We start from the raw sequence: 13,387 nt of genomic DNA, 5'->3' as shown, positions 1-13,387 counted from the left end.
CTCAACCTCCCTGCTGTGCCGGTTTGCCGATCTCGTTGAGCGGCAGGTAGGGTACGACCCCCTGCTTCTCGTCGATGATGACCTTCTTCGAATTCTTCAGCACCTGTTCCATGGTTTCCAGGAACAGCCGCTTGCGCGTCACGTCAGGAGCCTTTGCATATTCGTCATTGATCGATGCGAAGCGCTGCGCCTCACCTTCCGCTTCCTTGACGACACGGTCCTTGTAGGCGGCGGCGTCTTCGCGGATCTGAGCCGCCTCGCCTCGCGCCTGGCCGAGCCGCTGGTTGGTATAGCGGTTTGCCTCTTCGATCGTGCTGTCGCGGTCTCGGCCTGCACGCTGCACTTCTTCGAAGGCATCGGAGACTTCGCGCGGCGGAGCCACGTTCTGGATCGTCACGCCGGTAACGGTGATACCTGCCTTGTAGCGGTCCATCGTCCCCTGAACGATATTGAGAACGTCCGTCTCGATCGGCTGACGATTGCTGCGGAACGCGTCCTGTGCCGGACGGCGGCCGACGATCTCGCGCATCGCGCTGTCGGAAACCTGCTGCAGCGTTTCCGCCGGGTTCTCGACGTTGAAGAGATAGGCCTTCGGATCGCTGACGGTGAAGAACACCGCAAACTGAACATTGATGACGCTGCGGTCACCCGAGAGCATCAGGCCGCTCGAGGACGACGACGAGGTCGCGCCGATATTCTGCTGCTGCACCGTGACCTTGACCGTTTCGACCGTCTCAAGCGGCCAGAAATGGAAATGCAGGCCCGGCATCGAGACTTCCTGCTTCGGCTGGCCGAAGCGCAGTTCTACTCCACGCTCGTCCGGCTGGACGATGTAGATGCACTGGAAAAGCCAGAAGGCCGCGAGGATTGCGACGATGATCAGCGCCACGCCGCCATTGAAGCCGCCGGGCACCATGCGGCCCAGCTGGTCCTGACCACGGCGAATGATGTCTTCGAGATCGGGCGGACCGCCCTTGCCCCCGCCGCCGCCTTTCGGACGGTTCGGGCCCTGCCCCCATGGTCCCTGATTGTTGTTGTTACCGCCGCCGCCGCCCCATGGGCCGCCGCCGCCATTCTGATTGCTCCAGGGCATCAAAACCTCTTTGTTCGTTGAACTCCCGATCGCATAATGCCCGCGGGGGCGGCAGACGGTAAGCGATTGTGACCGTTATAGGTATCGCCGACCCTGCTTTCAACGCGACATGAAGGACTTGGTGTTCTTTCTTGGAAAATAATTCGTTATCTTCAGCTGCGGCGCTCGTAGACGACGTAGCGCGTCGGATAGTTGTCCTTCTCGCCGGCGGGCACGTCGAGCGTCTCGACCGGCTTCCAGTGCGCGGCGTCGATCGCGGGAAAAGCCGTATCGCCCTCCACATGCGTCTCGACATGGGTAACGCACATGCGGTCGACCAAATCGATCGCCTGCGCATAGATCTGACCGCCACCGGCAATGATGATCTCGCCGATCCCCTGCTCAGCCGCAATCGCCTCGGCCTTGCCGATCGCCTCCGCCAGCGAATGCGCCATCGTCACATCGGGATGATCGATCGCGGCGTGCCGCGAGATCACCACATGCGGGCGCCCCGGCAACGGCTTGCCGCCGATCGATTCGTAGGTCTTGCGGCCCATCACCAACGGCTTGCCCACGGTTATTGCCTTGAAGCGCTTGAGATCGGTCGAGAGGCGCCAGGGCATATCGCCGTCCCGGCCGATGATGCCGTTCTCAGATACAGCCACAACGATCGTCTTGATGATACCGGACATGAGACCCCGCCTCCGCATTCGATGCCAGTGCGGACACCTACCCGCTAATGAGGGGGAAAGCTAGCCGACGGCGCGCCCGGCAGACGTCTGCTGCGCATCCGGATTGCCGAGCCAGATGACGGCAACGCGCTCGCCGGTCTGCTTGGCGAGATACATGTAATTGTCGGCTCGCTTGACGAAGGAAGCCGCGGTATCCGACGGCTCGAGCAGCGCCACGCCGACAGCAGCACCCACCTCGGTGATCGCCCCATCGATGGCGATCGGCTTGAAGATGCGCTCGGCAGCGTCCGTCACCGTATTCCTGACATCGTGGATCAGCACCGGATCCACCTCGATCAGCACCACGAATTCATCACCGCCGATCCGGGCGATGAAATCATTGGCGCGAAAACTCTCGCGAAAACGGCTGGCAAGCGTGCGGATCACCTCGTCACCGGCGCCATGTCCAAGCCGGTCGTTGACCGCCTTGAAGCCGTTGAGATCGATGAATGCCAGCGCCATCGACTTTTCCGCCGCCCGCGCCGCTTCGATCTGCTCGGCCAGGGTCTCGTCGAAACAGGCCCGGTTCGGCAGGCCGGAGAGCGCGTCCGTGCGTGCCGAAGCACGCAGCGCCAGCTCGATCTCACGCTGATGGCGCACGCGCGCCGAAACGTCCATGATCACTTCGACGTCGAAGGAAACACCGCCGACAATCGTGCGCTGCGCCGAAATCAGCGTCGGAATGATCGTCCCGTCGGCATGGCGGATATCGACCTCTTCAAGCACATAAGCACCGTCCTCAGCCAGCATCCGGTGCCGCCGATCGCGCGCCGGATTGTCGATCGCCGCTCCCTCGGAGGTCAGTTTCTTGCCGCTGATATCTTCCCATTTCAGACCCGTCAGCTTCAGATAGGCGTCATTGACCTTCGCATAGCTCGACGTCTTCGTGTCGCTGGTGGTGATCGCCATGGCGATCGGCGCAAACTCGAACATGCGCATCAGCATCGACGACAGTACATCTGGGGGAAGAAGGTCAGTATCGTCCATTGCGGTCCCGGGAGCATTATCTGCGCGGGAGAAAATAACCGAAGGCTATTAATATCTTACTGATGAAACTTGGTACATTTTCAGACATTGCCGGATAAAGACGTTTTCAATCGTCTCGCGGTCCAGCGCTTTGCTGAAATTGCGAAGAGGTCAAACAGCGATCGGCGCCTTGATGCTGGCATCTGCCTCGTAGCCGGCGAGCTCGAAATCCTCGAATTTGAAATCGAAGATATCTTTGACGTCGCGCTTGATCAGCATGCGTGGCAGCGGCTTCGGATCGCGCGTCAGTTGCAGCTTCGCCTGCTCGAAGTGATTGTGGTAGAGATGCGCATCGCCGAGCGTGTGGACGAAATCGCCGTATTTCAGGCCGGTCACCTGCGCCACCATCATCGTCAGCAGCGCGTAGGAAGCGATGTTGAAGGGCACGCCGAGGAAGATGTCGGCGGAGCGCTGGTAGAGCTGGCAGGAGAGCTTGCCGTCGGCGACGTAGAACTGGAACAGGCAATGGCAGGGCGGCAACGCCATGTTGTCGACTTCGGCCGGGTTCCAAGCCGAGACGATGTGGCGGCGCGAATTCGGGTTCTTGATGATGCCGTTCACCAAATTCGCGATCTGGTCGATGTGCCCGCCATCAGGTGCCGGCCAGGAGCGCCACTGCGCGCCGTAGACCGGGCCGAGATCGCCGTTTTCATCGGCCCATTCGTCCCAGATCGACACGCCGTTGTCCTTGAGGTAGCCGATATTGGTCTCGCCCTTCAGGAACCAGAGCAGCTCGTGGATGATCGAGCGCAGATGCAGCTTCTTTGTCGTCAGAACCGGGAAACCGTCGTTCAGGTCGAAGCGCATCTGATGGCCGAAGACCGAGCGCGTGCCGGTTCCCGTCCGGTCGCCACGGTCGGTGCCCTTGTCCATCACATGGGTCAGAAGATCGAGATATTGCTTCATGGCCGCCGCCGACTCCGTTTTCGCGCTATATTTAAGCCGTCCCTGCCCCGAAACCAACCACGTGGCATCGCTTTTCCAAGCAAAATCCGCCGATATCAACGACGCTTTTGTGACGAGCCTCTTCCCATCGCTTCAGGAAAACACTATATCAGCCTTGCCGGTCTTCGGGTCGGCTATGGCGATAAATGGGCGGTGTAATAAGCCTATTGGACCCGGGGGCGGTACCCGGCGCCTCCACCAAGAACAGCTGGATGTACGGCTGCTGTTGATGGGGGCGAAATAGGATCGACAAGGGTGTAAAGATCGACTTTTCGCTCGGCATGATACCGCCGTTATCGGGTCACAAGTGTAGTTGCAAACGACAACAACGCTAAGGAATACGCTCTCGCTGCCTAATGGCGGTGCGGGAATTCCGCTCCAAGTCCTCTAGGTTAGCCCCTTGAGGCGGGGTCCGAAGGCACCTGGCAACAGAAGCCTTCACCTTCTCCCTGCCATTGAAATCATGTATGCTTCCGTCAAGCATGACTCGGGGCAAGGCTTCCGCAGCGCTGCCGGACATGGCATATAAGCGAGCGAAAAGACTTCCGAACCAACGAAAGACAGGAAAAGCATGGGGCAGGACCACATCCGCTACGACATTCTGGCACAGGACGCGCTGCGTGGCGTCATCCGCAAGGTCTTGTCCGAAGTCGGAGCGACGGGCCGCCTTCCCGGCGACCACCACTTTTTCATCACCTTTCTGACCGGCGCTCCCGGCGTGCGCATTTCGCAGCACCTGAAGAGCAAATATCCCGAGCAGATGACCATCGTCATCCAGCACCAGTTCTGGGATCTGAAGATCACCGAATCGCTGTTCGAGATCGGCCTTTCCTTCTCCGACGTTCCCGAAAAGCTCGTCATCCCCTTCAATGCCATCCGCGGCTTCTATGATCCCTCGGTGAATTTCGAGCTGGAATTCGACGTGCCGCTCGCCGATGGCGAGGAGCTGACCGAAGCCGAGATCACCGCCTACCCCGTCGCTCCCGAAAAGAGCGAGGAAACGCCGGCGGCCAAGCCTGCCGAGGGCGGCGAGGAAAAGAAGCCCGGATCGGTCGTCTCGCTCGACGCCTTCCGCAAGAAGCAGTAACCGGAAGGGAAGCCAAGGCTTCCCTTTTTCATTCCAGCCAAGTGCATTTTGGCCGGCCGAATTCATTTCAGATCGGGGCATGCCATGAGCGCCGAAATCGTCAATCTCCGCCAGTTCAAGAAGAAGCAGGCCCGTTCGGAAAAGGACAAAGAGGCCGAGCAGAATCGCATCAGCTTCGGCCGCACCAAAGCCGAGAAGCAGTTGACCAAGGCGCTGAACGACAAGGCAGAGAAGAGCCATAGCCAGGGCCGGATCGAGAAGGACAAGGACGAATAGGCCCGTTGCCGATCGCACTGCTTCGTCCGTTTAATCAACCCAGCAAGTCCCGCCGATGATCCGCAAGCATTCCGCAACGCTTCACGGCCACCGCACCAGCTTCACTCTCGAAGACGAATTCTGGGCCGAACTGAAGGCAATCGCCACGGCCCGCTCAATCCCGCTCGCCGCCCTGATCTCTGAGATCGACGATAGCCGTGCCGCCGACAGCAACCTCTCCTCGGCGCTGCGCCTGCACGTGCTTGCCTGGCTCAAGAACAGCAGATGATGGCAGCCTTTTGGCGAGGTCATTGCCGCGCCCGTGAGCGCCCGGCAATGACCCCTTGATGGCTAGGTTCGGGTAACCACCCGATTTCAGCTTATGCGTTTCCGAAAGCCGCGATACGCCGTCTTTCGATCAGAAGCTGCGGCATTCGCGCTAGATGAAAGCGCTCGCCGCATCCCGAACTTGTCCGAAGGACGTAAATCACTGGTCGATTGTGGAAAGACGGATATCCGGCTTATTGCGGAATGCCGGCGCCAGGCATGGTGTTGAAATTCAGCCCGTTGCCGCCTGCCGGTGTCTGGCCCTGGCTGCTGTTCTGCTGGGCCGCACGCCGTTGTGCTTCGGCGTCAGCCGCAGCCTTGGCGTCGGCAGCAGCCTTCGCATCCGCCTCGGCCTTCGCCTTGGCTTCCGCTTCCGCCTTCTGCTTTGCCGCAGCTTCGGCGAGCGCCCGCAGACGCTCCTCCTCGGCCTTGCGCTCGGCCTCAATCGCAGCTGCCTTGGCGCGTTCGGCGTCGTTGAACTTGTAGAGAGCCACTTCGCGGCGCAGGCGCTGTTTTTCGAGCACGTTGGCCTGCAGGCGCTCGACGCGGCGGCGTTCGCGTTCGAAGGCGCGCAGCGACAGGTAGCCGGTGATATCGGTCACGTCCATGGTGCGGCCAGGCGATGCCAGCAGACCGGAGAAATCGAGCCTCAACGCCGGGTCGGCGCCGGAGAGCGCGTCGTTGCCGGGGTTGAAGCCGATATTCAGCGAGGCGTTGATGCGCTCCTGTGGCAGGTCGATCTGCGCGTTGCCGGTCACCTTGGCGAGGTCGTTGGATACGGTGACGTTCTGCACCCGCAGCATGCCGTCGGTGATGTTGAACGGAATGCCGAGCGGCGGCAGCTTTGCCTCGCCGTTGTTCAGCAGCGTCTCGACGATCGGATGCACCTTGCCGGCATTCAGCTGGTCCTGCATCGGATCGGTGGCCGAGAGCAGCGGCGCCAGGATCGCCAGATTGAGACCGCGCACGCTGGTCTCGCCAAGCCGCATCTCGCCGGAGCCGGTCATCGAGCTCGCGAGTTCCGTCATCGACTTGCCGGATGCCTCGGAGCTCAGCGACAGGCCGAACTTGCCGTTGGCAATCGGCGCCCCGTCGCGCGACCAGACGACACCGCCGAGATCGGCATCGGCGAGCGCCAGCTTGGTCTGGAAGAAGCCGGTGCCGTCGGCATTGGTGAAGAGCAGGTTGCCGGAAAGCTTGCCGCCATCCCAGGTGCCCTGCATGTCGTTCAGCTGCAGCTCGTCGCCCTTATAGGCGATGTTGCTGGCGAAATCGTTGACGGCGCCAGACCAGCCGGGCCAGAACTGCTGGGCCGAGAGCTTCAGGTTGACGTCCATATCCTTGAAGACCGGCTGTCCGAGACCCTGTGTCGTCAGATTGCCGGTTGCAGGATCGGTCATCGGCCCATAGACGGCCTCGCCGAGCCAGATCGCATCGGCGCGGTCGAGCGCCAGCTCCCCGCTCGCCGTGGTCTTGTTCGCTGCCCTGTCGACCGCCAGCGAGCCGGCGAACTTGTTGTCGGCAGCATGGCCCTTCAGGTCCGCGAATGTGATCTTGCCGCTATCGATCGTCGCCGTCGTCTGGAGGCCGAACGGCAGTCCGGTTCCGAGCTGCGGCAGCGCGATGCCGTTCATGATCAGATAGGGGTCGAGATCGGCGCTCTCCAGGGACACGCCGACCTGGCCGTTCATGAAGGTATCGGGACGCACATCGACCTTGCCATTAGCGGTAAACGACGTGCGATCGGTCGCAAAGGCCAGCGAGGCATCGGCGGGATCGGTGCCGTTGACCTGCACCTTCAGCGACAGCCTGCCATTGGCATCGGCTTCCACCGGCAGCGGGTCGAGACCGGCCTGGCCGAACAGCACAGAGGTCGTCGCATTCTCGAGCGTCGCCTCAAGGCTGGTCGTCCCCTTGCCGGTCAGCGCCAGAAGATCGGACATGCGGTAGTCGAGATTGACGCGACTGCCGTTAGAAACACCGGCGAGCGTCAGCGTCAGCCCGTCATTCTGGTCGCCGCCGAGCGTGAGAGCGCCGCGCAGCGCCGTATTGGTGTACCAGGCCGAATTGCGCACCAGCCGGTCCATGACGGGATGCTGCGGCAGATGCTCCTTCAGCATGGTGAAAAACGGGCCGGGATCGGCCGATTTGAAGGTGATCTCGCCGGAACCCTTGTAGTCGAGCAGCGAGCCCTCGGCGCGGCCGGTCGCTGTCAGCTCGGCACCCGCAAAATTCTTCACCGCCAGCTTTTCGACGGCAAGCGCGCCGTCGGCGATGGTGAAACTCGTCTCGACATTCGACGCCTCGACGCCGAAGGCCGTGAACTTGTCGGCTTTCAGCTGCGCGGTGATCTTGTGATCGAGCACATTGTCGCCGGCGTCCTGGCCGGTGAAGAGGCCGGTCAGCGCCCTCAGGGCATCGAGATCCAGCGCGTCGCCGTTCAAAGCCACATTGAGTGAAGGCGTCTGGTCCTTGGGTGCCAGCCGTTCCACCCTGCCCTTCAGCGTCGCGGGGCCGACGGCAATCTCCAGATTGTCGAAACTCTGCTTCTGATGCGTCAGGCTGACATCGGCGGAAAAACCTGCCTGCCGCAGCTGGCGGATCGCCGGATCGACGGAACCGGCAAGCCAGGAGGCAAGTCCGCTCGGCTGATTGGAGGCAACGGTCACCTGGCCGTTGAACGACGGCTGGCCGCGCAGCGCAAGCCGCCCCTTGCCTTCCACCTGCGTGCGCCCCGGCAGCGTGCCGACGGCATCGTCGATCGTCCAGCCGTCACCGGCCGGCTGCAGATCGAGCTGCACGTCGCGGATGGTCGTATCGCCGGCAACGATAGCCGGCAGGCGCACGCTTGCCTTGCCCGGCACCTGCGGGATCGGCACCTGCGCCACGATATTGATCAGCGAGTTGAGGCGCTGGCGGGCCGAAAGGCCGGGATCGCGCGCCGTCTTGCCGCCCGCGCCCTGATTGCCGATGCGGTTGACATCGATCTGCTGGCCGTTGGCGATCAGCAGGAATTCCGGCGCGCTGCCGGTATCGAGCGTCGCCTCCCCGGTGATCACATAGGGGTCATCGGCCGAGCCGACTTCCAGCCGGTATTCGGGAACGCGGATGCGCTCGTTGGTCAGTTCGAAACGGCCCTTTACGCGCGGCGGCGGCAGCGTCTTGTCATTCTTGCTCTGCCCGCGGTTTTCGATCGCTGCCGACATCGTGCCCTGATAGTTCGGCTTGCGGTCGACGAGCTTCAGCTCGCCATCGAGATCGACGCTGACAGGATGCTGGTCGGGAACGAGACGGGTGCGGACTTTCAACACGCCGTTTTCATCCGGCTGGCCGCTGGCGATCGAGAAACTGCCATGCTCGCCATCGAGCGTCGCGTCGCCATCGATGCGCCACGGACCGGCGAGCGACTTTGCAGACATTTCGGCATTCAGGCCGGTGATGTTGCGCGAGCGGCCGGACTGGTCGTCGATGAACTGCACATCGCCGCCGCTGACATGAACATTTTCGAGCACCACGGTCTTGGCCGGAATTTCCGCCTGGCTGCCGCGCATCCAGTCCAGCGTGCCATCCTTGAGGAGACGCAGCCGCACCTTCGGATTGACGACGCGCATGTCGAAAATCAGCGCTTCGCCAGAGAGAAACGGCGCAAGCTCGGCATCCATGGAAAACTGCTCGACCTGAACGATCGGCTGGCCATCCGGCTCCTGGCCGACGCGCACGTCATGCATGGTCACCGACGGAAACGGCAGCAGCCGTGCATCGACGGTGCCGTGCACGGTGACCTTCTTGCCGATGATCTGGCTTGCCTGATCATCGAAATTCTTGCGGAAGTCCGTCCAGTCGATGAATAGCGGTGCGAGTAGCGCCACAAAGAGCACTACGACGATCACTCCCCCTAGAAAGACGAGGAACCGGCCTACCAAATCAAGGATTCTCCATTCGGGATTCTGTTGCCGACACTACTGTTATTCATGCCGGTAGCAAGGCCGAAGATCATGAGATTATTCCGTTTTCAGCCGAGGTGAAAAATCTTGCCCGGGTTGAAGATGTTGTCCGGATCGAGCGAGCGCTTGACCTGGCGCATCAGATCGACGGTGCCGCCGAGCTCCTCTTGAAGAAACGACATCTTGCCTTGTCCGATCCCGTGTTCCCCGGTGCATGTTCCATCCATTGCCAGCGCCCGTGCATTGAGCCGCGAGACGAAATTCTCGACGCCGGCAACACCTTCCGCGGTCTTGTCGTCGAACAACACCAGGACATGGAAGTTCCCGTCGCCCGCATGCCCGACGATCATCGCCAGCAAGCCGTGTGCCTCGATATCCGCCTGCGTCTCCGTGATGCAATCCGCCAGCCGGGAGATAGGAACACAGACATCCGTCGAAAGTGCGGCAAGCTCGGGCGCCAGCGCCCGCGATGCCCAATAGGCATTATGGCGGGCCTTCCAGAGCTTGGCGCGCTCCTCGGCATTCACGGTCCAGACGAACTCCCCGCCCCCGCACTCGGCGGCGATCTCGGCAAACTGTTGCGATTGCAGCGCGACCGTCTCGTCCGTGCCGTGGAATTCGAGGAAGAGCGTCGGCGTCTCCTCGTAGCTGAGGTTCGAATAAGCGTTGCAGCACTTGATCTGCAACGCGTCGAGAAGCTCGATGCGGGCGACCGGAATGCCCATCTGGATGGTCATGATGACGGCGTCGCAGGCCGCCTTGATGGTCGGAAACGGGCAGACGCCGCCGCCGATCTTCTGCGGGATCCCCTGCAGCCTCAACGTCACCGACGTCAGAATGCCGAGCGTACCCTCGGAGCCAACGAAGAGCCGCGTCATGTCATATCCGGCCGAGGATTTGCGGGCGCGCCGCGCGGTGCGGATCTCCTCGCCATTGGCGGTCACCGCGGTGACGGACAGCACGTTGTCCTTCATCGTGCCGTAGCGCACCGCATTGGTGCCCGAAGCGCGCGTCGAGGCCATGCCGCCGATCGAGGCGTTGGCGCCGGGATCGATCGGGAAGAACAGGCCGGTATCGCGGAGGTAAACGTTGAGCTCTTCACGGGTGATGCCAGGCTCGACAGTGCAGTCGAGATCCTCGGCATTGACTTCGAGAACGCGGTTCATCCGGCTGAAATCGATGGAAATGCCGCCCGAGGGCGCATTGACCTGACCTTCGAGCGACGAGCCCGTGCCGAAGCCGATGACGGGAACCTTGTGCTCGGCGCAGACCCTGACCGCGGCTTTGACGTCATCCGCCGTCTCGGCAAACAGGACGCCGTCGGGCAGCTGCGCCGGAATATAGGTGGTCGTATGGGCGTGTTGCGCGCGGAAGGATTCGCCGGTCTGGAAACGCTCGCCGAAACTCTGCTTCAGGATGCCCAGAACGGCAGAAATCCCTGCCTCATTGCGCAATCCAGCCTTCGCATCCTTGAGAGCCATCCCGTTGATCTCCAATACGTTCTACCATCGACAGGCAGGCTGGTATGGGACAAGTGGAATGACATGTCCAGTCAAGATTGCGCGCAATCGGGGTGAGCTGCGGGCAGCCTTTCGAATAAGGCCGCCCGCCGCGCGATCGTCAGACCAGAGGCGGGTTCAGCCGGGCAAAACCCTCCTGGCGGCGATAGGGGAAATAGGGATAGGGCGCGGTCACGGCGCTCACCGCATCCAGCCGCTTGATCTGCTCCGGCGTCAGCGACCAGCCCACCGCGCCGAGGTTCTGGCGCAGCTGCTCTTCGTTGCGGGCGCCGATGATGACGCTCGAAACGGTCGGACGGCTGGTGAGCCAGTTGATGGCGATCTGCGGCACGGTCTTGCCGGTCTCTTCGGCGATTTCCATCAGCACATCGACGATCGCATAGAGCTTCTCGTCGTCGACAGGCGGCCCGAACTCCGCCGTCTGGTGCAGGCGGCTGCCTTCCGGCAGCGGCTGGCCGCGGCGGATCTTGCCGGTCAGCCTGCCCCAGGCAAGCGGGCTCCAGACCAGAGCACCGACACCCTGATCGGCGCCGAGCGGCATCAGCTCCCACTCGTAGTCGCGGCCGGCGAGCGAATAGTAGACCTGGTGGGCGACATAGCGCGGATGTCCGTTCGCATCGGCCGCGGCAAGCGACTTCATCAGCTCCCACCCGGCGAAGTTCGAGACGCCGGTATAGCGTAGCTTGCCCGCTGCAATCAGCCCGTCGAGCGTCGATAGCACTTCCTCGACCGGCGTCGAGGCATCGAAGGCATGCAGCTGGAGGAGGTCGATATAGTCGGTGCCGAGGCGGCGCAGCGCCGCGTCGACCGAGCGGATCAGCCGCGAGCGCGAGGCGCCCCAATCGGCCGGACCGTCACCGACGGGAAGAGCCGTCTTGGTCGAGATCAGCACCTGATCGCGCTTGCCGCGGATCGCCTGCCCCAGCACTTCTTCAGAGGCACCTGCAGAATAGACGTCCGCCGTGTCGAACAGATTGACACCGGCCTCGAGGCAGATGTCGACGAGACGGCGCGCTTCCGCGGCATCGGTATTGCCCCAGGCACCGAACAGCGGGCCGGAGCCACCGAAGGTACCGGCGCCGAAGCTCAGAACGGGCACACGCAGGCCTGACCGGCCGAGATTTCGATAGTCCATAGTCTTTCTCCTGTTGTCTCCAGAAGATAGACACTCAAATTACGCTGATATAGATTGCCTCAAAGAAACTCATTTGTGATTTGAATTCATCATGAGCAGGCAGGACATCAATCGCTCCGGCGAAATGGAAGTCTTCGTCCGCGCCGTCGAGCTCGGCGGCTTTTCGGCGGCCGCAACGGCCTGCAAGATGACGCCTTCGGCGGTGAGCAAGCTGATTACCCGCCTTGAGGCAAGGCTCGGCACCCGCCTCGTCAACCGCTCCACCCGCAAGCTGCAGCTGACACCGGAAGGGTCGGCTTTCTACCAGCGCAGCGTTTCGATCCTCGCCGATATTTCAGAGGCCGAGCGCTATGCATCGTCAGGCGAACAGGCGACCGGGCCGATCCGTATCAATACCAGCGGCTCCTTCGGCAACCACATCCTGGCGCCGCTCGTGCCGAAGTTCTTGTCCGAACATCCCGGCATCACCCTCGACATCACCCTGACCGACAAGATCGTCGATCTCATGGAAGAGCGGGCCGATGTGGCGATCCGCGCCGGTCCGCTGAAGAGCTCCAGCCTGATCGCCCGCAAGCTCGGCGGCGCCCGCAAGCTCATCGTCGGCGCCCCCAGCTATCTCGCGACGCATGGCGTGCCTGAAACGATCGCCGATCTCGAAAACCACTGCCGCATCGGCTTTTCCTATTCCCGCGCCATCCAGGGCTGGCCGCTTCAGGATGGCGCCGAAGCGGTCAACGTGCCGGTCACACCGGGTGTGCAGGTCAGCGACGGTGAGGCCATGCGCCATCTGGCGGTTGCCGGCGCTGGGCTGGCCCGGCTCGCCGACTTCACCCTACGGGAAGATATTGCCGCAGGGAGACTTGCCGTCGTCATGGAAGACTTCAATCCCGGCGATATCGAGGACTTCTACGCCGTCTATCTCGGCCAGGGCGGCCCGCTTCCGGCTCGCGTGCGCGCCCTCCTCGATTTTCTGGCTACTCACGCCAAGCTATGAGAACTGCCGGTTAGCTCGAAAAGGCGAATTGGCAGAGGCCGCAAAGCCATGTTGTCTTCCTTCCCGGCAACGGAGGGACATCGAGATGCAGGCCAAGACCTATCCGAAATTGAAGGGCATGACCGTCCTGTCATCGACAGGCGCGGTTCTCGCGATGCTGACATCGCCGGCAAGCGCCGAGATCAAGACGGTGACGACCAAGCCCACGGCAGCCACGATGACGCCGGGTGAGCCGGTCCTTTACGACGACAAGACCTGCCCTGCCGGGATGATCGCGAAGTTCACCAAGGCGAAACGAAACAACAATATCAGCAAGAAATGCGTTCATAAGTGACCGGATCGGATGCACTG

At 62.0% G+C, this 13,387-nt stretch carries 12 protein-coding genes and 1 other RNA gene; 6 read left to right on the top strand and 7 right to left on the bottom strand.

All coding sequences use genetic code 11. The features are described 5' to 3' along the window. Position 1 precedes the first annotated feature (1 nt). The 4 genes from hflK to ACODR6_RS21615 form a co-directional block, all read right to left on the bottom strand. Complete coding sequence (gene hflK, locus ACODR6_RS21630) at positions 2-1,093, bottom strand: FtsH protease activity modulator HflK (RefSeq protein ID WP_112715363.1); 1,092 nt, start codon at positions 1,091-1,093, stop codon at positions 2-4. 152 nt (positions 1,094-1,245) lie between these two features. Beyond that, positions 1,246-1,764 carry a dihydrofolate reductase gene (locus tag ACODR6_RS21625; RefSeq protein WP_489024371.1) on the bottom strand — a complete coding sequence of 173 codons (519 nt, stop codon included), beginning with the start codon at positions 1,762-1,764 and terminating at the stop codon, positions 1,246-1,248. A 60-nt stretch (positions 1,765-1,824) separates the two neighbouring features. Continuing rightward, a complete protein-coding gene (locus ACODR6_RS21620) occupies positions 1,825-2,790 on the bottom strand; it encodes a GGDEF domain-containing protein (protein WP_489024369.1) in 966 nt (321 codons plus the stop codon). A gap of 150 nt (positions 2,791-2,940) precedes the next feature. Beyond that, positions 2,941-3,735: a thymidylate synthase gene (locus ACODR6_RS21615; protein WP_449097263.1), complete on the bottom strand. Its 795-nt coding sequence runs from the start codon at positions 3,733-3,735 to the stop codon at positions 2,941-2,943. Positions 3,736-3,852: 117 nt separating this feature from the next. Between ACODR6_RS21615 and ssrA the strand changes: the two genes are divergently transcribed. From ssrA to ACODR6_RS21595, 4 genes are all read left to right on the top strand, one after another. Further along, positions 3,853-4,217, top strand: a transfer-messenger RNA (tmRNA) gene (ssrA, locus tag ACODR6_RS21610). Between the two features lie 128 nt (positions 4,218-4,345). Next, positions 4,346-4,861: an SspB family protein gene (locus ACODR6_RS21605; RefSeq protein ID WP_112715387.1), complete on the top strand. Its 516-nt coding sequence runs from the start codon at positions 4,346-4,348 to the stop codon at positions 4,859-4,861. Positions 4,862-4,945: 84 nt separating this feature from the next. Beyond that, positions 4,946-5,137 (top strand): DUF4169 family protein, encoded by a 192-nt coding sequence (locus ACODR6_RS21600; RefSeq protein ID WP_489024366.1) that lies wholly within the window; start codon positions 4,946-4,948, stop codon positions 5,135-5,137. Between the two features lie 55 nt (positions 5,138-5,192). After that, the gene (locus tag ACODR6_RS21595) at positions 5,193-5,405 is read left to right on the top strand and encodes a ribbon-helix-helix domain-containing protein (protein WP_489024364.1); all 213 of its coding nucleotides are present in this window, start codon (positions 5,193-5,195) and stop codon (positions 5,403-5,405) included. Positions 5,406-5,637: 232 nt separating this feature from the next. Here ACODR6_RS21595 and ACODR6_RS21590 read toward each other — a convergent pair whose 3' ends face one another. The 3 genes from ACODR6_RS21590 to ACODR6_RS21580 form a co-directional block, all read right to left on the bottom strand. Further along, on the bottom strand, positions 5,638-9,366 hold the full coding sequence (locus ACODR6_RS21590) for an AsmA family protein (RefSeq protein WP_489024362.1): 3,729 nt from the start codon (positions 9,364-9,366) through the stop codon (positions 5,638-5,640). Positions 9,367-9,455: 89 nt separating this feature from the next. After that, the gene (locus tag ACODR6_RS21585) at positions 9,456-10,868 is read right to left on the bottom strand and encodes an FAD-linked oxidase C-terminal domain-containing protein (protein WP_148195147.1); all 1,413 of its coding nucleotides are present in this window, start codon (positions 10,866-10,868) and stop codon (positions 9,456-9,458) included. Positions 10,869-11,007: 139 nt separating this feature from the next. Continuing rightward, complete coding sequence (locus ACODR6_RS21580) at positions 11,008-12,042, bottom strand: aldo/keto reductase (RefSeq protein ID WP_203428562.1); 1,035 nt, start codon at positions 12,040-12,042, stop codon at positions 11,008-11,010. 91 nt (positions 12,043-12,133) lie between these two features. Here ACODR6_RS21580 and ACODR6_RS21575 point away from each other — a divergent pair, with 91 nt between their 5' ends. Beyond that, positions 12,134-13,036 (top strand): LysR family transcriptional regulator, encoded by a 903-nt coding sequence (locus tag ACODR6_RS21575; RefSeq protein ID WP_489024359.1) that lies wholly within the window; start codon positions 12,134-12,136, stop codon positions 13,034-13,036. Positions 13,037-13,121: 85 nt separating this feature from the next. Further along, positions 13,122-13,370, top strand: a complete 249-nt coding sequence (locus tag ACODR6_RS21570) for a DUF6719 family protein (RefSeq protein WP_413709757.1) — start codon at positions 13,122-13,124, stop codon at positions 13,368-13,370. Positions 13,371-13,387: the final 17 nt, after the last annotated feature.

The sequence above is a fragment of the Rhizobium sp. FG96 genome (assembly GCF_057808655.1).
This window is presented reverse-complemented; position numbering and strand designations above follow the sequence as displayed.